The sequence below is a fragment of the Psychromonas arctica DSM 14288 genome (assembly GCF_000482725.1).
GTDB classification, from domain to species: domain Bacteria; phylum Pseudomonadota; class Gammaproteobacteria; order Enterobacterales; family Psychromonadaceae; genus Psychromonas; species Psychromonas arctica.
The window spans coordinates 42,584-64,748 of sequence record NZ_AXWP01000038.1 but is presented as its reverse complement, the minus strand read 5'-3'; the positions used below and the strand labels follow the sequence as shown (position 1 = coordinate 64,748).

General features: G+C 39.7%; 16 protein-coding genes. 7 read left to right on the top strand and 9 right to left on the bottom strand.

Going from position 1 to position 22,165, the window contains the following annotated elements; genetic code table 11:
- Window positions 1–298, top strand: a 298-nt coding sequence (locus tag H592_RS0106480) for an IS1595 family transposase (protein WP_211235628.1), incomplete at its 5' end; no start/stop codon positions are given.
- Here the strand turns inward: H592_RS0106480 and H592_RS23210 are convergent.
- On the bottom strand, window positions 289–849 hold the full coding sequence (locus H592_RS23210) for a DUF6933 domain-containing protein (protein ID WP_051369047.1): 561 nt from the start codon (window positions 847–849) through the stop codon (window positions 289–291). The genes H592_RS0106480 and H592_RS23210 overlap by 10 nt on opposite strands.
- Window positions 850–1,272: 423 nt before the next feature.
- On the opposite strand from H592_RS23210, the gene H592_RS21645 reads away from it, so the two are divergent.
- Entirely contained in the window at window positions 1,273–2,142 is an 870-nt protein-coding gene (locus H592_RS21645; protein WP_051369046.1) for a DMT family transporter, read from the top strand.
- A 160-nt stretch (window positions 2,143–2,302) separates the two neighbouring features.
- Here the strand turns inward: H592_RS21645 and gndA are convergent, their stop codons facing one another.
- The 4 genes from gndA to H592_RS0106445 all read right to left on the bottom strand — a co-directional run bounded on the left by gndA (window position 2,303) and on the right by H592_RS0106445 (window position 6,938).
- Window positions 2,303–3,805: an NADP-dependent phosphogluconate dehydrogenase gene (gndA, locus tag H592_RS0106460; RefSeq protein WP_028868051.1), complete on the bottom strand. Its 1,503-nt coding sequence runs from the start codon at window positions 3,803–3,805 to the stop codon at window positions 2,303–2,305.
- Between the two features lie 182 nt (window positions 3,806–3,987).
- Window positions 3,988–5,310 (bottom strand): TRAP transporter large permease, encoded by a 1,323-nt coding sequence (locus H592_RS0106455; RefSeq protein ID WP_028868050.1) that lies wholly within the window; start codon window positions 5,308–5,310, stop codon window positions 3,988–3,990.
- Entirely contained in the window at window positions 5,303–5,860 is a 558-nt protein-coding gene (locus H592_RS0106450; protein WP_028868049.1) for a TRAP transporter small permease subunit, read from the bottom strand. The genes H592_RS0106455 and H592_RS0106450 overlap by 8 nt, the downstream gene beginning before the upstream one ends.
- 61 nt (window positions 5,861–5,921) lie before the next feature.
- On the bottom strand, window positions 5,922–6,938 hold the full coding sequence (locus H592_RS0106445; RefSeq protein WP_028868048.1) for a TRAP transporter substrate-binding protein: 1,017 nt from the start codon (window positions 6,936–6,938) through the stop codon (window positions 5,922–5,924).
- A 451-nt stretch (window positions 6,939–7,389) separates the two neighbouring features.
- On the opposite strand from H592_RS0106445, the gene H592_RS0106440 reads away from it, so the two are divergent.
- Window positions 7,390–7,917 (top strand): gluconokinase, encoded by a 528-nt coding sequence (locus tag H592_RS0106440; RefSeq protein ID WP_028868047.1) that lies wholly within the window; start codon window positions 7,390–7,392, stop codon window positions 7,915–7,917.
- Window positions 7,918–8,025: 108 nt separating this feature from the next.
- Here the strand turns inward: H592_RS0106440 and H592_RS0106435 are convergent, their stop codons facing one another.
- The 4 genes from H592_RS0106435 to H592_RS24550 form a co-directional block, all read right to left on the bottom strand.
- Window positions 8,026–8,910 carry an AEC family transporter gene (locus H592_RS0106435; RefSeq protein WP_028868046.1) on the bottom strand — a complete coding sequence of 295 codons (885 nt, stop codon included), beginning with the start codon at window positions 8,908–8,910 and terminating at the stop codon, window positions 8,026–8,028.
- 214 nt (window positions 8,911–9,124) lie between these two features.
- Window positions 9,125–10,123, bottom strand: a complete 999-nt coding sequence (gene gntR, locus H592_RS0106430; protein WP_028868045.1) for a gluconate operon transcriptional repressor GntR — start codon at window positions 10,121–10,123, stop codon at window positions 9,125–9,127.
- Between the two features lie 531 nt (window positions 10,124–10,654).
- On the bottom strand, window positions 10,655–11,902 hold the full coding sequence (locus H592_RS21640) for a zinc-binding metallopeptidase family protein (protein WP_051369045.1): 1,248 nt from the start codon (window positions 11,900–11,902) through the stop codon (window positions 10,655–10,657).
- A 69-nt stretch (window positions 11,903–11,971) separates the two neighbouring features.
- Window positions 11,972–12,883, bottom strand: a complete 912-nt coding sequence (locus H592_RS24550) for an SHOCT domain-containing protein (protein ID WP_028868044.1) — start codon at window positions 12,881–12,883, stop codon at window positions 11,972–11,974.
- A gap of 961 nt (window positions 12,884–13,844) precedes the next feature.
- On the opposite strand from H592_RS24550, the gene H592_RS0106415 reads away from it, so the two are divergent.
- The 4 genes from H592_RS0106415 (at window position 13,845) to H592_RS0106400 (ending at window position 22,161) form a co-directional block, all read left to right on the top strand.
- Window positions 13,845–17,156: a transglutaminase family protein gene (locus H592_RS0106415; protein ID WP_028868043.1), complete on the top strand. Its 3,312-nt coding sequence runs from the start codon at window positions 13,845–13,847 to the stop codon at window positions 17,154–17,156.
- A gap of 113 nt (window positions 17,157–17,269) precedes the next feature.
- Entirely contained in the window at window positions 17,270–19,789 is a 2,520-nt protein-coding gene (locus H592_RS0106410; RefSeq protein ID WP_028868042.1) for a circularly permuted type 2 ATP-grasp protein, read from the top strand.
- Entirely contained in the window at window positions 19,786–20,664 is an 879-nt protein-coding gene (locus tag H592_RS0106405) for a transglutaminase family protein (RefSeq protein WP_028868041.1), read from the top strand. Before H592_RS0106410 ends, H592_RS0106405 begins: the two co-directional genes overlap by 4 nt.
- Before the next feature lie 45 nt (window positions 20,665–20,709).
- Window positions 20,710–22,161, top strand: coding sequence for a circularly permuted type 2 ATP-grasp protein (locus tag H592_RS0106400; RefSeq protein WP_028868040.1), 1,452 nt, complete (start codon window positions 20,710–20,712; stop codon window positions 22,159–22,161).
- Window positions 22,162–22,165: the final 4 nt, after the last annotated feature.

Sequence of the window (22,165 nt, the reverse complement as noted above, 5' to 3'; positions counted from 1 at the left end):
TTTCGAACCACATATCATAAGTAACTCCGTACTTTGTAGTGATGGTGCATGGCCTTATGTGAATATTGCAGAGCACAAGAATTGTGATCATAAACGATTAATCAATGGGAAAAATAGAGTAATAGAAAACATTTACCACATCCAAACCGTTAATGGTGCAATCACTCACTTTAAGAGTTGGGTGGTAGGCAAAATGAAAGGGGTAGCGACTAAGTATTTACCGCATTATCTAACTTGGTTTAGAGAAAGTAGCGCAAAGTATGATTTTCAACAAATTTTACTCGCCGCTTATAGGTGACAACAGTGTAATGGAACAGAGCCAAATAATAAGCAATCCAAAGCTTCGGTTAAATGCCCCTTTTCGAGACAAACGCTCTCCAAATACCAAGTAGTGGTATTGATATTACCTTGCACACTTCGGTCGCCTCGTTGATAAAATGCACAGGTACTAATCGCCGCATTATACTGCTCTATATGTTGTTTAGCCTTATCTTGACCCATTTTTGCATTATCTACCCAGTAGCGGAAATTTGCCTTAAGACCTGATTCAAAGCTATTTAAAAATTCAACATTATCGCCTTTTTTACCGGCAGGAAACATAATGCAATAGCGGCTGTGGTAGTCGGTTACTAACCAATATTTTTTGCGCTGTATCGTTACGCAGTGGACTACCCATTGCCATTGAAATGCACCGTTTTCCTGTGGGTCTACATCCTCTGGAAAAACAGGGGATGCAATCGATTCGGCAATCGTTTTGTGTGGTGATGGTTCAATACAGGTGATTTTTTTACCATCGCGTTTAACACTAAAAAAATCGGCTGCCGCTTTGGTGCAGTTAAAAATTAACATGAGATTTTCCTTTCATATTTACCTCTCTATTGTTCATTTTTATTAAGCTTGAATGCAAGTCATATAGCGTTGTTTATCGATTTTCCAGTATTACTCTTCTAAGCTGTGTAGTTCGCTAAGCCTAAACAGGGAGAATAAGATGGTGTAGCATTATTTTCTATACTCATTTTCCTGGCTTATTCTGCTTTTTGGCATTGGTTATACATTTGTTTTTAACCTCGGCTCAATACCAATAGACCCAGTGTACTTCATTTCTTTTATTGTATTTATAGCATATTGTTTAATAAAATTAATAATCACTTTACTCCCTTTAATAGTCTATTATATTGCCTCTTCCTGACTTGCGTGTGCTCAAATATCTAACAGCAGATTATCCTGCTTAAAGCGCTCCACATCTTACAATCACCATAGGTATCAAGCTTAATGTCGCCTCTTTTATTAATGCTTCTCTCTACTGTTTGTTTGTCATTAAGTGGCTTTCTCGCCAAGTACTTAGAGCATATTGTACCTATTAATGTGTTACTGATGGCTCGCTTGATAATCCCTGCGATTATTATGTTAGCTACTGCTTTTATATTAAGAGCGAAACTTCCAACTTTCGCTGAAACAAAGGTGATCGGAAAACGTTCTATTTTTATCGCGTTAACGCAGTTTTGCTTCTTTTTAGCATTATCGAAATTAAGCCTGATTGAGTTAGTGGTTTTATTTAGTACCGGCCCACTGTTTATTCCGATTATTGAAAAAATATTATATGGCTCCACAATATCTAGACCGATAGTACTGACATTAGTTTTTTCATTTTTTGGCGTTATTGTGCAATCTGGAGTGATCAATGGTGTGCAATTTCAGTGGGGCATGTTGCTAGGGTTATTAGCGGGTTTTTTTAATGCATGTTCGCAAGTATCGATGTACAAATCCAGCCAAATTAAATTAGACCCATTTATGATCAATGGCGTTAGTTTTTTAATTGCAGCAATATTAGTATTACCCATTGCCACGTTATTAATGCCGTCATCTACTTCTGAATTTGCTTATTGGTTATTTCCTTATGCGGCAGTCATTGGAGTAATGGGGGCATTGAGTGTTGGCACACAATTATTTAGAACTAAAGCGTATCAACGATCTCTGTCGAGCGCAGAACTAGCCCCTATATTTTATTTAAATATATTTATTGCCGCTTTATTACAAGCTATCTTCTTTGAACAAAAATTTCAGCTATTTCAAGTCGTAGGTTTAGCGATTATCGCTAGTGCTTGTTTGGCGTATTCTTATGCCCGTTATCATTCAAGGTGAATTGTATCCATGGTTGACAAGCCAACCAGTGATGGTATTAATACCTTGTGTGGCAATAACATCAAAATGATCAGAATGAAGGAAATTAAAATAAAAGAGTGAAAATTGAAGTGATGACTTTGCAAAGCATATTTCCTCGCAAAGTCATCTTGAATACAGATTAATGATTAAGTGTTTGCTCGCCTTGACCAAAGTGCCAATCAAAATGGAAATGCTGTGTAATATCTTGATCTTTACGCTGATAGGTATGACTGCCAAAATAATCACGCATTGCTTGTATTAAGCTTGCTGATGAGTCCGCTTCACGATAACTATCATAATAACCGATCGCTGAGCTGGTGGTTAACATTGGTAAACCTTGGCCGATTGCTTCGGTCAATACTTGTCGCCATGCTAATTGTCCTTTAGCAAGGTCGTTACTAAATCGCTCTGCAAGCATTAAGTTGGGAAGCTGAGGCTGGCTTTGATAAGCCTCGGCAATATCATTCAGGAAAGTGGCGCGAATAACACAGCCTGCACGCCAAATTTTAGCAATCACCACATAATCAAGTTGCCAGTTATATTCTTTGTCCGCAGCTGACATCAGCTCAAAACCCTGTGCATAACTGCATATTTTTGAACAATATAAAGCGTCTGATAATTTATCTATCCATAGTGCTTTATCTTTTGCTTGTACCTCCGGACCGGCTAATTGTGATGCACCAATAGCACGTGTTTTCTTTTGTGTGCTTAAACAGCGCGCAAATACCGAAGCTGCAATCGCATTCGCAGGGACACCTAATTCCAAAGCCTCACGAGCGGTCCAGTTACCGGTACCTTTTTGTCCCGCTTGGTCTAGGATCACATCAACCAAAGGCTGGCCAGTTTTAGGATCTACGGTACGTAAAATATCAGCGGTAATACCAATCAGATAACTTTGTAGTTTGCCTTTGTTCCACTGACTAAAGACATCAGCGACTTCAACGGCAGACATGGCTAATACTTGGCGCATGAATTGAACTGTCTCGGCAATCATTTGCATATCCGCATACTCAATGCCGTTATGTACCATTTTCACAAAGTGCCCAGAACCAATCGGCCCAATGTATTCAGCACAGGGCTCGCCTTCAGGTAGCGGTTGTTCAACATGAGTACGTGCAATTTCAGCCCCTGTTACTGGATCAACTTTTGCTGAGATAGCTTGCCACATCGGTTTCAATTGCTGCCATGCGGCTTTGTCACCGCTGGGCATTAACGAGGGGCCGAAACGTGCGCCTTGCTCGCCACCGGAAATGGCACAAGTAAAGAAATGGAACTTATTTAGATAAGCTTGGTGGCGAGTAATGGAGTCTCGCCATTGGCTGTTACCAGTGTCGACAACAACATCATCAGGTGCTAAGCCCGCAGCAATTAGATCTTGGCAAATAATATCGACGATAGGACCCGCTGGAACAGATAATACAATACGGCGAGGCGTAGTAAGTTGTGCCATTAATTGTGTTAGATCTTGCACTGTTTGTAATGGTGCCGCGGTTAATAACTGATGTTGCGCTAGTAGCGCTTGGCTGCGTAGTGGATTGGTATCAAAGGCGACCACAGAAAATCCACGCTCGGCTAAGTTTAGTACCATGTTTGCACCCATTACACCCAAGCCGATCACGGCAATATCTTTTTGTTCTTGCATTAAAACCTCAATATTTAAATGAATGCCTGATTTATGGCTAAATGGCCATATTTATTATGCTTCTTATTAGGCCATCTTTATTATTATTTCACGTTATTAGTTCGATGCTTCTGTGTCACGTAGGTATTTCAATGTAGCTATTTTTAACATAACTATTTCTAAACTCACTACTTTTAGCACAATTACCTCCACCACAAGGCTAAGATTGGGAAAATAATGACTAATCCAAGTGTTAATACTTGTAAGCAGATGAAAGGCACTAGTGCACTGAATATCTCACCCAGGCTAATATCTTTGGGCGCTACAGATTTTAAGTAGAAAGCAGCCGGACCAAAAGGAGGGGAAAGGAATGAGACCTGCATATTTAAACAGAATACAACACCAAACCAAACAGGATCCATACCTAAGCTAACAATAATCGGTACAAAAATAGGCATAGTTAATAATGCGACACCAACCCAATCAAGGAACATACCTAATACTAATAGGATAGCCATCATAATAAGGAGTGTAGTCGTAGGGCTGCCACCACTGAGTGCCAGTATGGTGTCACCTACAAAATCAATTCCACCCATCAGGTTATAAACACCAACTAATGCGCTGGCACCAATCCCAATCCAGATGATCATGCCACAGGTTTTCATGGTCGAGATCGCGGCATCTTGTAGCATTGAAATATTAAGCTCTTTACGGATCCAAGTACTTAACATAATGCCTACAACCCCTAATGCAGAGGCTTCTGTGACCGATGCAATACCACTATAAATGCTGCCAAGTACCACTGCCACCGACAATAATGGGAAGAATAAGGCTTTAAAAAAGTTAGGTTGTGTTTTGGCATCTTCCGCGAGTTCTTCAGCCGTAGGTAAAGGGGCTAAAGCAGGGTTTAATTTACAACGTATTAATACATATAGAATATAAAAAATAGCCAGTAATAATGCAGGTACAAAGGAGGCTTTAAATAAGTCACCAATAGATACACTAGCGGTTAAACCGTAAATAATAAGTACAATGCTTGGAGGTAACATGGTGCCTAAAGCACCGCCAGCACAGGTTGTGCCAATAGCTAATTTACGGTCGTAACCTAAGCGCAACATTTGTGGTAACGCTAATATACCAAGCAATACCGTTTCACCACCAATAACGCCTGACATTGAAGCTAATATAACCGCAACTAATAAAGTTTGTACCGCAACACCACCACGTAAACGCTTGCCGAATAACTTCATGGCTTCGAATAGATCATGGGCAATGCCGGAACGATCTAATAACGCGGCCATCAATACAAACATCGGCACCGCAAGAAAGATATAACTGTCTACAAAACTATATAAGCGGCTAGTCACCAAAGGCAGTGCGTCGATACCAAACCAACCCACGGTAAAAAAGAGTGCAACAAAACCAGTCACAAATGCTAGCTGCATACCGGTTAACAGTAGCGCTATCATCAAAAACAGCATTAATAAGCTACCATAGCCGATGCCAATTGCAGATAAATCAAACATGAGAGTGTTTCCTTAGCGCTTTGATTTCGGCAATCAAATGCAATAAAAATTGAATGGTAAGAATACAAAAGCTAATAAAGATAACCGCTTTTAATAGTGCAGGGAAAGGAGGGTTCCACGCACTACCTGAAGTATTGAGTCGCAGTTCGCCTAGTGGAGAAAACCATGCACTTTCAACCAGTGTATAAGCGCCATAAGTCATCAATGCAGAAAAAATAATACCGATGATATGGTGTAATAAATTAAGGTAATGGCGGGTACGCTGAGAAACAACATCGTAAATAAGCACTACACGCACATGTTTGTTAGATGCGAAGGCATACAATCCGCCAATCACAAATAATGAACCGCCAATAAAAGACGCCGTTTCATGCACCCAAATGGTTGGCGAGTTAAATGCATAACGCATCACCACTTCATAAAAAGAGATAAAGACAGTGAAAATAAACAACATGCTCAGCCAGTTACTTACTTTTAAAATGGCAGCATCAAGTTTGTTCTTAGGTTGCTCATCTTCTTGAGGTTGTGGCATGACTTTTTTGGTAGGCATAAGAGGCTTCCAGATAAAGCAAGGGTTTAGGCAACCCTTGCGATTAAGTTGAGATTATTGCTTATAACAGACCGTTTTCTGCTAAGAAGGTAGTCACCGATTGATATACTTTAGCGGCGTTATCCGAGCGAGCTGCAAATGTTTTCCACTCACCTTGGGCAATGCTACGGAATTTTTTACGCTCTTCAGCAGACCAGTCGTGAATAGTGATATTAGGATTTGCTTGTGCTTCTTTAATCGCTGCTTGGTCGGCAATTTTTAACTGCGTCGTCATATCGTAAGAGAAATCACGTACAGATACCGTTAAGATCTCCTGAAGATCCATTGGTAATTTATCCCATTTTTTCTGACTTACTGAAATATCGATCAGAGGCAACGAGTGAAAACCAGGTTGAACAGGGTGTGTTGCCACATCATTTAAACCATTTTTTTGGTTAGTTGAGAATACAGTGTAATCGGCAGCATCAATAACGCCTTTGCTTAGCCCTGTAAATACTTCTGAACCAGGTAAGTTAACTGGAGACGCGCCAGCTGCAGCAAATACTTGTTGTACTAAGCCTTCTGGAGCGCGTAGTTTAAGTCCTTTTAAGTCAGCAACACCATTCAGCGGTACTTTAGAAACAAACGACTCAACACCGGTAGTTGATGCGCCAACAAACTTCACACCATAAGGAGCGTATAACTCAGTCATTAACTGATTACCGCCACCGTAATTCATATATTGTAAAAGCTGCGTTGTATCAGACCATGCACCGACCATATTACCAATTAAACCAAAGGCAGGGTCTTGACCTGAGAAATAACCAGTTGCAGTAATTTGGCCATCTAAAATACCCATTTTAATCGCACCTAATGTTTCAGTATGCTTTACCACACTTGCAACAGGTAATAATTTGATATCAATACGCCCATTAGACATCTTCTCTACACGATCAGCCCATTCTTGTTGTACCTGAAAATTTTTGTCACCAGAAGGATCAGACGATTGAATTTTAAACACAAAATCAGCCGCCATTGCAGAAGTCGATAACAGGCCTGCAATAACACCCGAGAGTAATGATTTGTGAAGCTTTTTCATGTTGAGATTCCTTTTTCCAATAAGTGTAAATTTCAAATTAATCATGTCCAGTTACAAATAGGTTACCGGTAACTTGAAGCGTATGTTACCGGTAACTGCTAGCTTTTTTAGTGTTTTTGATCACAATTTCATAAGCAGATATTAACCTCATTCTTGATAAAGATCATTTTTTAGCACTTATTCTGGCTTTTTTATAGTGATTATTTAGCATCATTTTTAACGCCTATACTATTGAAATTAAATAATTTAATTGTTGATTTAGTTTGTTAAGTAAGCACGCTTGCATGGTGTGATCATTGCAAAGAGAGGCTAGTGAGTGTTTTTTTATTGTTGAGGGGCAGTTCACATTCTTAGACGTTACGCGTAACATGTTACCCGTAACGTGATATTGTTTTTAGCAATATTAGTGACATAACTTGATCAACATAAGCAAGATGGATAGGGGAGCGGGATGAATAAACTACCTAGTGGTGCGGTATTGATAATAATGGGAGTCGCAAGCAGTGGTAAATCATCAATTGGCCAATCGCTGGCAAAAGCATTAAATATTAAATTCATTGATGGTGACGACCTACATCCTAAAGCCAACATCTTAAAAATGGCTTCTGGTCATGAATTAAATGATCAAGACCGTGTTCCTTGGCTAGAAAGAATTCGAGATGCGGCTTTTAGCATTGAGAAAAAGAATGAAAATGCAGTGATCGTATGCTCTGCGTTAAAACAAAAATATCGCCGATTAATTTGTGAAGATAACAATCAAGTAACTTTCTTGTTGTTACATGGCAGTTTTGAACTAGTGCTACAACGCATGCAGAATCGCCAAGGACACTTTATGCCGGTGGCTTTATTAAAAAGCCAGTTTGAGGCATTAGAATTACCCACTGCAGATGAAAAGAACGTCATTAAAATCGATATTGATGGTAGTGCCGAAGTCGTAGTGCAGCGTTGTATCGAAGCCACGCAGACGTTAATAAACTAGTTAACCTCAATTCAGGATGATGAAAACGTCTGTATATTTAAAGTCATATTATTGATTATACAGTGCTGCTCGTTTTGTAAAGTGTTGCTTATCCAGAACTGAGGTTAGTTATAAAATAGTTAAAGCAAACCATAACAGTAGCGGCATGCTTAATACCGATAATAGGTTGCCATACAACACCATAGAAGCAACGGTCGCACCATTCAACTGGTATCGCTCTGCAAGTAAATAATTCATAACTGCTGGTGGCAACATCGTAAATAACACCATCATTTGTAGTTGTAATTGGGTTAAAGGTATCCATAAATAGATCACCGCAAAGGTGATCGCGCCGCTTAATAATGAAGTCAGCGTACTTATTAAACCAATTTTAACTCCCGAACGATTAACATAAATGAGTTGGCTACCTAATGAAAAAAGCATCAAAGGGATCGCACTCTCACCGAGTAAATTAGCAGCCTCCCATACCGGTTCCCAAATAGATACATCGAATAGATTCAATGCTAGAGCAGTCACAGTGGCGTACATAATCGGCATGCTTAACAATTGTTTGAAACCTTGTTTATTAATGCCGCTAATAATCACAATGCCCAGTGTTAATTGCAAACAGGTTGAGACTATCATTAATAACACTGCATCACTTTTCGCAATTTCACCAAAGGTATAAACAAAAAGCGGGATCGCTAAATTACCGCTATTACGAAACATGTGTGGAGGCACCCAAACTTTCACGTTCCAATGATAGAAACGGCATAACATAGCAATCAAAAGGCCGGGTAATATCACCGCAATCACACTCGCGGCAATCAAATTAACCTGCTTGCTACCCAGGGGCATATTCACCAAAGAAGCAAACACCAGTGCCGGTACAAAATAATCGAGATTTAACTTATTAATCGGCCCCATGTCGATCGAAGTACGGCGTGCGCAAATATAACCGGCCAATACGACCACAAACATTGGGAATAAAATTTCTATAATGCGTAATAACATAATAATAATTCAACCGTAGCGGAAAGCGGAAGTTGACCGTCATATTGATAGGTAAAATAGCTGCTCTGTTATAACGAGAGAGCAGCTATCAATGTATATATTAGCTTTTAATCGTTTAGGAAAACCATCGCTCAACCTAAAGCCTAAAAGCTAGAACCTAGAGATTGTTGTAATGTAATCACCGTAATACCTTATTTAACGATTCCAGTTGAGATTAAATACTCTCACCATGGCGGATCTCAACCCCTAAATCAATCACTGCATCGGTGATCGCTTCACCTGCTAAACGTGCAATTAACTGTTGCGCGGTGACCTGACCTATCTTTTCACGCGGCGTTACCACAGTTGCTAACTTTGGCACCATAGACTGGCCTATATCGTGGCCATGGAAACCAGCAACTGCAATCTGTTCAGGAATTTTTAAGCCCATTCGTTGCGCTTCAAAAATAGCACCGATCGCCAAGTCATCATTGGTACAAAATAACCCATCTGTTTGTGGGTAGGCAGCTAGCGTACGAGTTAACAGTTCCGCACCAAGTGAAAATGAAGAAGCCGCTTCAGTCATCATACTTTTACAACTAAGGCCATGCTCTCGCATCGCTTTTTCATAACCTTGTTGTCTTAATTTCGTTCGAGTATCTAAGCGCGCCCCTAAATAAACAATATGCTGGTAACCTTTTGCAATCATCGCAGAAACCATCTGATAACTCGCTTCAAGATTATCAACTCCCACTGCTTGTTCAATTGCCGGTGACGCCACATCCATCATTTCTATCACAGGAATACCCGCCGTTTTAATCATCTTTAACGTTCTCGGGGTGTGCTGGCTTTCAGAAAGAATTAAACCGTCGATATGATAAGACAATAAAAAACTAATCCGTTTTTCTTCTAGCTCTGCACTGTATCCATAATGAGCAAACATGGTTTGATAACCCGCCGCTTCTGTCACTCGCTCAATACCACGAATCACTTCAGAGAATACTTGATTGGTTAAAGAGGGCACTAAGATACCAATGGCGTGGCTTTTTGCATTAGACAGTAAATCCGGTGCACGGTTAGGAATGTAACCTAATTCTTCTACCGCGAGCGATATCTTTTTTTGCATCTCTGAGGAGACTTGTTGTGGGTCTCGCAGGTAACGACTAATAGTCATTTTGGTTACGCCGACAATGTTAGCGACATCTTGGAGGGTAGGTCTTCTTTTCTTGCTCATAATCATAGCCTATGGAATGTTACCTGTAACATAACAAGACTCGTTAATGGATGCCACAACATTAATCAACTTGGCACAGACAAATAATAAAAAGTGTTAGCCAGTAACAAAAAATATCAAGTACGCAGTCATAGGACGAATTAATTAACCCTATGACTTTTTGCTATTTCAAAGTGAGCTGACTGCTACGCCAACGTAGTAGGTCGATGATACAAAACAGGGTTAGACTGACATCTGTTAAAGGTAAGGTATAACCTAGGATGAGGGTTATTTGAGTGTTTGTGTTGAGTTTTAACCAAGCTACGGTAAGGGTCTTTTGTTTTTTTGGGCTGGTGGTTTTTATGTTGCGACGACCTAGTTGTAACTATAAAAATATTCCTAATCTAGCGGTAACCCACATCCATGAAGCAGTCAATTCAATGTAATAATGGTCTAATGTGGGATCGATAAATAATAAAATGGAATTTATGGTGTTGATAATGCCGATCGAAGGAGCTGCATTATCAATTAATTGAAAGTTAGAGGTTGTCACTAAGGTACAAGAGGCTTCGACACTGTTTTAGGATCAGCTGTAGGAGTTACCTTAGGTGCCGCTTTGTTGACTTTTTTTGGTATTGTCTTGTGTGTTAGCGCTGGCAATAAATGCAATTTATGATGAATTGCATGGTGGATAAAGGATAGTTTAGTGCGCACAGCTTGCGTTAATACAAAAGGGTAGGCATCTGCTAATCCCATGCTCCGGTTTAAGGAGTTGAGGATCACTGAAAAATCGACCCACGTATCTAGAATATTACTGATCGCTGTTTGCCCTGAAAAAAAGTACGCATCTTGTGGTAAGTTTAATTCTCCTACCTCTTCAGAATCCGCCTGTTCACCAGATGTTGAGCCGGTAATGGAAAAGTTCTGTGCTGTTTCTAGGGTATCAATGATGTGCATATAATGCGCCCAAGACTCTGCCCAGTCTTCATAGGGGTGCATAGTGGCATATTCACTAATATAATGTTCAGGCCAATTTTTTGGTGCGCCATGTTGGTAATGCTGGTCTAGTGCTTCTTGATAATCGAGCTGATCATCACCAAAGTATTGCTTACATAATTGTTGTTTTTCTGGCGTATGGACGATTAATTGGTCAAAGTAGTAGTGCCCTAATTCATGTCTAAAATGCCCTAACAATGTACGATAACGTTCACCCATCGCATCTTTTGTTTGTGAGCGAGAAACATCGTCGGCTTCGGCTAGGTTGATAGTGATATGACCACAATCATGGCCAGTAAACACAGTTTCATGGCCGGCTAATGGGCTAGTAAAGTGGTCATTAACATTACGGTCGGTAATAAAATCAAAACTTAATCCATTGTCTGGGTCTTGCGCGATCGTCTTGAGCGGTAATGAAAGCGCTTTTAAGGTATACAATGCACGACGCTTTGCTACTTCCATTTTTTGCCATAACGGAATATGTTCAGCAATACTCAAATCGGGCACTGTTTCGTTAAAACGACAAGCAAAACACAACACTTCATCTTTGCCTTCAACAGGCACAAACGTATTTAAATTTACCATACCGTTACAGGCTTCAAATTGGGCGTTGTTATCACATTTTTGATAATGGATAGTGGGTGCAATCGCTTTAAAAAATGAACCTGTTACTTGATCAAATTCATAGGGCTCTACTTGATCAAAGTTGTCATCGAGCCCTACGGTTCTGTTACAAGCGAGACAATGACTGCTTTCAAAAAACAAAATAGGTTGATCCGCGCAGTCACATTGAAATGTTTTCATATAAATACTCTATTAACAAAAATAAAAAGCCAGCATATTTAATGCTTTAACTTGCAGAAATACACTTGCTTAAATACGACTTAATAGATCCGACTTTTTAGTATTGTACTCGTCATCTGTTAATGCACCCATCTCATGCAGTTGTGCTAATTTTTCTATGATATCAAGCGTCTGAGTAATAGATTTTTGGTCTTTCTGATCTATCGGTTGCTTGTTGTGGCTGTTGTTATCGTTGTTGATACCGTTTGTATTAGCTGAGTAATTGTTGTCTAGGTTGCCATTTGTTGATTGTTGTTGGCTACTGCTGTTATTCGCGCTGCTATTTAGGCCGTTATTATTGTTAAGGTTGTTATTACTAAGATTGTTATTTGTTGGCATGTTATTCATAGCAGGCGCAGCCACGTCAGCAAAATTAGTGTTCGCTACTACTGGTAATGGTTGACCTGTGATCAAAGGCAAACTGCTTACATTAATGGTGCCCCACTGGCTATTGAAAGTCAGAGAAGTGTTATTACCTTGCTGTTGGCTGACGCCACCAATGTTGTGATCTAATGTGTCATAGACGGACACTTGGCCATTCAATTCCACTGCTAGACGATTTGGAAAAACCGCATAACGGATATTGTTTTGAGCACCGCTACTAAACGGACTGCCGAGGTTACTTGGCCACCATTGATTGCTGCCTGGTGTACCTGCTGGAATGACCGGAAAAATTTGGTTGTTACTGAGTATGTTTGCTAACTCATTACATAAATTGTCGACGGTTGTTTTTAGGCCGTTATTAAACATATCGCCGACCATGGTCATACCACCGCGCATCCATTGTCCTGAACCACCTAATTCAGGGCAGTTAAATTGTGCCATAGAGCCGCCGCCATTATTCACTGCAACTAACATGTGAGTCACTGCACCGTAACTTAAGCCATAACGTGACGCTATATCATTGACGAGGTTTTCACCAACATTAGTTAGTTTTTGCATAATAATATGCCCTTTTTATAAATTGAGTGGGAGTAAATAGCCAAAGAAAAAGGCTGGGTTAGCGTCTGTTGTGTAATAGGGTGTTTAATAAACATCCTGCCTATATTACTCATACTGAATACCGCTTGATTATATCTTAAGGTCGTTTGTTTAACCGCAAGGTGGCGGTTAAAAGATGCACTATCATAGCATCATTCTTGAGCTTCTTAGCAGCTTTATCGAGCACTCTTTTTTATTTTTTTTTAATATAAATTAATCTCTTTTTTAATAGATACTTAAGAGCTCTGAATGATAGAAAAAGAGATTACAGGTAGTCTTTTTTATGATCCTTACATATCTTCAAAAGTTAGACGTTTTCGAACTATTTACATTGCTTTTTTCATCTCTTTAATCGTTTCTTTTTGATGCTTTAAAGAAAAAGATATATGGATTAAGTTATCTTCATTATTTTTTATATTTAATAGAATTGATTTTTAAATTCGATACGAATTAAATCTTTAAATGTTATTTTCCTCAAACATGTGTGATTAAACACTGTTCAATTGTATTTTTTATACGTATAAATGATATTAATTTCATTAAAGATTATTTAATATTTTGTACTTTTAAAGACATTCGCAGTTATAGCGCTTTGATAAGGTAAAGATAAAACAGAATCTTGTATGTATTGTTTTTTTTCTGTTCTAGCGCTGGTTTTTTCGCCAAAAATATTTTTAGTCTATTTGATTTTTAAGGGCTATTTTAGTGCATCACTGCACCATTTCTAAAAAGCTTCGCTATTTTAAAAGCCATTATTGAGCATATTAGCTGTTTAATTGTGCTGTTTGATGATTAATTAACCTAAAACCTTTGTTTTTTATGGTTTAAGTAAGTGGAATAAATATTGCACAAAATAAATACAATACTAAGAAAGATTTTCATGTTATCTATATAGCTGTAATTTATGAAAGGGGATTAGTCGATGACCATTACTGTTGGTATTTCACACCATACTGAATATAAATATGACCGTTCTGTTAACATGGGGCCGCATATATTTCGTTTACGACCCGCACCTCATAGCCGCACTAAGATTAAAAGTTATTCCTTAAAAATATTACCCGAAGATCACTACATTAATTGGCAACAAGATCCCTTCGGTAACTATCAAGCCCGCGTCGTATTTAACAAACCAACCACAGAGTTCAGTTTTACCGTCGATTTAGTCGCAGAAATGACGGTCATTAACCCCTTCGATTTCTTTTTAGAAGAATATGCAGAAGAATTTCCATTTGTTTATGACAGCGTTTCAAAATCGGAATTAGCACCTTATTTAAAAAAACGTAAAGCCAGCCCTAAAATGCTAGCGTTAGTTGCATCGCTGCAACCTAAAGAGCCGCTTCGCAGTGTAGATTTTTTAGTGGCGGTTAATCAGGCCATTTATGAGTTAGTAGGGTATGGCATTCGTTTAGAGCCAGGGGTGCAAACCGCCAATGAAACCCTGAGTAAAAAAACCGGGTCTTGTCGTGATTCATCTTGGTTATTAGTACAATTATTCCGTCATTTAGGGTTAGCTTCTCGTTTTGTTTCTGGTTATTTAATCCAATTAACTTCTGACCAAAAATCGCTGGATGGCCCGAGTGGTCCTGAAGAAGATTTTACTGATTTACATGCGTGGGCAGAAGTTTACATTCCGGGGGCGGGTTGGATTGGTTTAGATCCTACCTCTGGTTTATTTGCGGGAGAAGGACACATTCCATTAGCCTGTACCCCTGAACCAAGTTCTGCAGCACCGGTTACCGGTGGTATTGACGACTGTAAATCAGAGTTTAGCTTTTACAATAAAGTGACGCGTGTGCATGAAGATCCACGTGTGACTAAACCTTATTCAGAAGCACAGTGGTCTGCTATTAATCGTTTAGGTCAGCATGTTGACAAAACCTACGATGAAGAAGGTATTCATTTAACCATGGGCGGTGAGCCTACGTTCATTTCTATTGATGATATGGAACATGCACAATGGAATACGGAAGCCGACGGTAAAGAAAAACGTCAGTTAGCGCAAAACTTATTTGTAGAAATGAATAAGGTATTCACGCAAGGTGGTTTTACCCATTATGGACAAGGTAAATGGTATCCAGGTGAGCCATTGCCGCGTTGGCAATATGCATGTTATTGGCGCAAAGATGGGGTAGCTCTATGGGAAGATGCCAGTTTATTAGCGGATCCCAATAAAGACTACAAATTAGACCATACGGATACCAAGAAATTTGCTGAAAAGCTGAGTGATGCGTTAGGTTTAGGTAAAGAAGCATTGACCACTGCCTATGAAGATATTCTTTATCATCTCTGGCAAGAAGGGTCTTTACCTACCGAAGTTGGTCCCAAACAACCTGAATTATTGCATGCCATGAGCCGCCAAGGCTTTTTGAAAAAAATGGAGTTAGGCATAGAAAAACCAGTCGGTTATGTGCTGCCATTGCAATGGAATGGCGGTAAAAATTGCTGGCAATCTTGTACTTGGGAATTTACGCGCGGGCATTGTTTCCTCTTACCGGGTGAATCTCCATTGGGTTATCGCTTACCTTTAGACAGCCTGGAGTGGACAAGTAATATTATTGACCGCGACCCCTTTGATATTCCAGAAGAATTTTCTAAACCTAAAAAGCTGAAAAAAGGTTTTATTGGTAAAGAAATGATTAAAACGGCAATGGCATTAGAAGTACGAGATGGTCGTTTATATATCTTTATGCCACCGACTAGCCATTTTGAACATTATTTAGGTTTATTGACTGCCATTGAAGGGGTAGCAAAAGCATTGTCTATGCCGGTGGTGATTGAGGGTTATAACCCACCTAAAGACAGCCGTGTTGAAAAGTATGCGGTTACGCCTGATCCGGGTGTGATTGAAGTGAATATTCACCCTTCTAAATCGTGGGATCAGTTAGTTGAAAGAATGACTACCTTATATGCGTTAGCTAAAGAGGCACGTTTAGGGACGGATAAATTTATGGCCGATGGTCGCCATACGGGAACCGGTGGTGGTAACCATGTGACCTTAGGCGGGGAAACGCCGGCTCAAAGTCCGTTTTTACGTCGCCCTGATATATTAAGAAGCTTTATCACCTATTGGCAGCATCATCCTGGGTTATCTTACCTATTTTCTGGTTTATTTATTGGTCCAACAAGTCAAGCGCCTCGTGTTGATGAAGCCCGCGATGAAGTGTTATATGAATTAGAAATTGCATTTTCACATATGCCTGAAGGCGAGGTCCCGGAACCTTGGTTAGTTGACCGATTATTACGTAATCTGTTGGTTGATTTAACCGGTAATACACACCGTGCTGAGTTTTGTATTGATAAGTTATATTCGCCAGACTCTGCAACAGGGCGTTTAGGGATTGTGGAATTTAGGGGCTTTGAAATGCCTCCTCACTCACAAATGAGTTTGGTGCAAATGTTATTACTACGCACCTTGTTAGCTTGGTTTTGGAAAAAGCCATACCACAAACCATTGGTTCGTTGGGGTACTGAGCTACATGATAAATTCTTATTACCGCAATATGTTGAAAATGATTTGGCAGAAGTGTGTCGTGATTTACAACAATCTGGTTTTGCATTCCAATTCAGTTGGTTAAACCCATTCTTTGAATTTAGATTCCCTGTTTGTGGTACCCGTGAGTTGGATAATATTACCCTGGAATTAAGAACTGCGATTGAACCGTGGCATGTACTTGGTGAAGAAGCCAGTGCTTCGGGTACTGCAAGGTACGTGGACTCGTCATTAGAAAGGGTGCAGATAAAAGTGCAAGGTACCATGAGTGATCGTTATATAGTGACTTGTAATGGCCGCCGAGTTCCGCTTAAAGTGGTAAAAGGTAAAGCCAAAGATGAGCGTGTCGCGGGTATTCGTTACCGTGCATGGCAACCACCAACAGCTTTACACCCAACTATTGGCGTGCATGCCCCTCTGGTGTTTGATTTAATTGATACTTGGGAAGGACGCTCTGTGGGTGGCTTTGTTTATCATGTAAGTCATGCGGGTGGACGTAATCCTGAAACCTTACCTGTAAATGCATTTGAAGCGGAAGGAAGAAGAGTGGCTCGATTCTGGGAACATGGTCATACACCTTCTTTATTACCTTCAGATCAACCAAGTTGGAGCCCATCTGCGGTGACACACAGCTTCCAAGTCGCCAATTCAGTCAGTGAGTTTGTGGTACCGGAAGAAGAGAGTGTTAACCAAGATTATCCAAATACCTTGGATTTACGTCGCCAACCTGCTTTTAAATAAAAGAGAGCGACATCAGTCACTCTACCTGTTGATTGTTTAAGGTAGAGTGATTTCATGATCACAGATCTAATGACTGCTGATCATGATGTTTGATAAAACGGAGCAATGTTAAATTGTATATAAAAAACCACACCATGTCGGCCTTACCTAAATGGCTGTCTTTGTATTTAAATAAGGTCCATGTTCATGATGAGCTGGCTAATCATGGTGGGCGTTATCCTGAACATTGGGATACATTATTTAAGCGCTTAGGTAACTTAACTGCGGAAGATTTGAGTAGCCGTGCTGTTGAAATAAGCCAGTTATTACAAAATGGTAATACGCAACCTGAAAGTAATAAGCGCTGGCATTTTGATCCACTTCCTTTTATGTTTTCTAAGTCAGAGTGGACTTTTTTAGAAGAAGGGATCAAACAAAGAACAGTACTCTTAAATGCTATTCAGCAGGATATTTATGGCGAACAGAAGTTGTTACTTGAAGGTCATATCCCTGCACAACAATTATATCAAAATAGTAATTATTTAAGAGAGGGTTTTAGCTTACCAAGCAATGAATTGAAATTGTTTTTTACCGCTTTGGATATTTACCGAGCACCATCGGGTGAATTTAAAGTATTAGCGGATCATTGCCAATGCCCATTAGGGATGGGGTTGTTAGTTGAAAGTCGTATTATCGCTCGACGTGTGATGGCGGAAGAGTTTGCTGATTGTAATGTTCAGCAAATCAAAAACTTTTTGAAAATATTTCAAGAAGGGATCAATGAATATACTCAATATATGGATGATCCTCGTGTGGTTATTTTAACCCAAGGAACAGATGATCCTAACTATAACGAACATGCCTTTTTATCCGTTTATTTTGGTTATACCCTAGTGCAAAGCGCAGACCTAACGGTGCGTAATGGCGAGGTGTGTTTAAAATCGTTACAGGGTTTAGGCAAAATTAACGTGATAGTACGTTGGGTACCGGATCGCAGTATCGACTCTTTAGAGCAAACGGAGTATTCCTTACATGGCATTCCTGGTTTATTACAAGCGGTACGTGAAGGTGCTGTTAAAGTATTAAATCCATTTGGAAGCGGCGTTTTATCTTCTCCTGCTGTGCAATGTAATTTAACGCATTTATCGCAACATATTTTAAAACAGCCATTGATGATTGCCGAGCCTAATTACTATGATGTTGAAAAAGCTAAAACCTTAGATTGGTCGCTATTAGAGTTAGCGAGTTATAAAGATAGAAGCTTGAAGCTTGATGGCAGTGTTGATGCAGAGAAAATAAAAACGCTGATCAGAGCAAAACCTGAAGAATATTATTTTCAAGATAAACCCGTTTTTAGTACCGCACCTTTTTGGGACAATGGCAAGCTGATATCTAAACCAGTGGTTTTTAGATGTTATGCCCTAACTACTGAGAATGGAGTTGAAATATTACCTTCAGCGTTATGTTTTTCCAATGAAATTAGTAATGATCCGAGTGTTTCTGGTTGGATCAAAGATACTTGGATAAACACAGCAAGTGACACCGAGCTAGAAGCCGTTGTGTTGCCTCCGCCGATCAAGAAAAGAACTGATGTTGCGTTATTAGAAGGCGTTATCTCTAGCCGTACTGCTGAGCACCTATTTTGGCTCGGACGTTATTTGGAGCGGTGCGAGAATACGGTGCGTATTTTGCGTATCTTCATTGATAGGTATACGGAGTTGGCTATTTACCCCGATGCAATACGACATAGTATTGTAGGGCGCTTCTCCAACGCGATTAAGTCGCAGCATATTGTTTATCCTTACATTGAACAGGAGCCTAAATTAGAGGGCTTCGACCCTCTTTTATCTAAACAAGTCGCGTTTCAATTATTGGCCGATGAACAATCTGCTGGAAGTATTGTTAATACGCTTAAGTACTTGTCGAATACTGCTTTGCAAACGAGAGAATTATTATCGCATGATAGTCGACGCATGATTGATGATATTAATGATCAAGTTAAACAGTTAAGAAATACTACTCGAGATATCTCAACACGTGCCATGCAAAGCATATTAGATAAAGTGATCGGTTCAATTATGGCTTTTAATGGTTCGATTACAGATTGTATGCCTAATAGTAATGGCTGGTTTTTATTGGAGATTGGCCGTCGTATTGAACGCAGTATTCAAATCACTTCTTTAAGTTCAGCACTGCTGACTGAAGAGATGGATACGCCTAAAGAATTAGGGTTGTTAGAAGCAGTATTGAGCTGCCAAGTGAGTTTAATTACGCATAAACGTCGTTATCGTATGTACCAAACTATTGGCACCGGCTTAGAGTTGTTATTGCTAGATGCCGAGTACCCTCGCTCGTTATTGTTCCAACTCGAGCAAATAAATCAGCTTTGTCAGCACTTACCGACCAAGCGTCGACCGGGTTTAATTGCCGCCCACGAGAAAGCGATTTTACTGTCTAAAACCACTTGTTATTTGACTGAAAAAGATTACCTACAGAAAGCAGAAGATGGTAAGCGTAAACAATTGATAGAGTTCAGTCATAATATCCGAATGAACTTGAATACTTTCTGTGATGTATTGTTATTACAGTACTTCACACATACTAAAACGTCCCATAAATTAAATTGGACCAACATTGAGCAAGCTCAATCGTGAAATATAAAATAAAACATTCAACTACTTATCAATATGCTGATTATGTCAGTATATGTCAGAATCAAGCTCGCTTGACGCCAAAAACGGATCGCGGGCAAATCTGTCATCATAGCCGTATTGATATCTCTCCACCGCCCAGTTATTTACAGCAATTTACTGATTATTTTAATAATAATGTGACTGTTTTTGAGGTTGCAACACAACATAAGACGCTTAAGGTCACTATGACCAGTGAGGTTGAGCTATTAACGGATGCCAAGGCCAATATAAATGGTTTTGATATGCTATGGATAAAAGTACGAGATTTGCTGGAAAGTGCTAACACCATGGAGCTATTAAGGGCCTCTGAATTTGTATTACCTTCTCAGCTCACACCGCTGGAGAAAGGGATAAAAGAATATACGCTGGTATCATTTGCACCCGATGTTAACTTAATTGAAGGTTGTAAAGACTTAATGGCACGAATTTTTCATGAGTTCTATTATGACCCAGGTTTTACAACGATAAGTACGCCCTTAAGCGTTGTTTTTGCACAAAAAAGGGGCGTTTGCCAAGATTTTGCACACTTTGCGCTCGCGTGTTTACGAAGTGTTGGGTTAGCGGGGCGATATATTAGTGGATATATTGAAACCATGCCGCCCGAAGGTGAAGAAAAATTAGAAGGTGCTGATGCGACCCATGCTTGGTTTGCCGTCTATTTGCCTAATTTTGGGTGGGTTGATTTTGACCCTACCAATAATGTAGTACCCACAGACCAACATATCACCTTAGCAGTAGGACGAGATTTTTCCGATGTAACCCCTTTAAAAGGCGTTGTATTTGGTGGCGGATCTCAATTGCTAGACGTTGCGGTAGATATGATTCGATTAGAGTAATTTTAATATTTTATATGAGTTAATAATCAAAAGGTGGAGAAGTGTATGGGAATTGATTGGAAAGCGTATCAAACAAATGGTTTTTTTGATGAATTAATTGACGCTAAAGGGAACGTGAGATTACACGGCAATCAATTAGCTCAGTTTTTTTCGAGTTTATCAAATGAAGAGTTAGTCAAAGCACGGGCAGTTGCTGATTTAGCGATTAAAGAAATGGGGATCAGCTTCACCGTCTATGATGAAGGCAATATGATCGATAGAGCTTGGCCTTTTGATATTATTCCACGCACTATTGGTAAAAAAGAATGGCAAGGTATTGAGGTAGGTTTAAAACAACGCGTTGAAGCGCTTAACTTATTTATTGATGATTTATACCATGACCAAAAAATAATAAAAGATGGGGTTTTTCCAAAAGGTCTATTGGAAAAGTCAGTTAACTTCCGCAAGCAATGTGTAGGGGTTAACCCTCCTAACAAAATATGGGCACATATTTGTGGTTCTGACTTAGTACGTGATGGCAACGGCACCATGTATGTCTTAGAAGATAACTTACGTGTCCCATCTGGTGTTTCTTATATGCTTGAAAACCGATCGGTAATGAAGCGTGTTTTCCCTGAATTATTTGATCAAGTCTCGATCCTACCTGTTGATGATTACCCATCACAATTATTTGATATGTTAGCAGCTATGTCACCTCGTCCACAGGATAAACCTGAAGTGGTTGTTTTAACGCCAGGTGTCTTTAACTCAGCTTATTTTGAACATTGTTATCTAGCACAAGAGATGGGTTGTGAGTTAGTAGAGGGGCGTGATTTAGTCGTAGAGAAAGACGATTGCGTATATATGCGCACCATCACTGGTTTGCAGCGAGTTGATGTTATTTACCGTCGCATAGACGATCTATTTTTAGATCCCGAAGCATTTTTACCGGACTCTCAATTAGGTGTACCTGGATTAATGCGTGCTTGGGCAAAAGGTAATGTTGCATTAGTCAATGCTCCGGGTGCCGGCGTTGCCGATGATAAAGTCGTTTATGCCTATGTGCCTGAAATGATTAAATATTACCTAGGTGAAGATGCGAAATTAGCAAACGTGCCTACGTACAAGTGTTTGGATCCAAAAGAATGTGATTATGTGATTAAAAACATTGATAAATTAGTGGTTAAACCTGCCAATGAGTCAGGTGGTTATGGTTTGTTAATTGGTCCCAAGTCAACCAAGAAAGAACAACAAGAAACCATTGCTCAAATTAAAGCAGATCCTCGTAATTGGGTTGCTCAACCGACGTTAGACTTATCCACCGTGCCTACATTGGATGGAGTAGAACCCGATGGAAGACATGTGGATTTAAGGCCGTTTATTTTATCATCAGGGCATGATACTCAGGTCACTACAGGTGGATTAACACGTGTTGCTATGAACAAAGGCTCGCTGGTGGTGAATTCATCACAAGGTGGCGGTAGTAAAGATACTTGGATTGTTGACGAGGAGGCGTAATAAT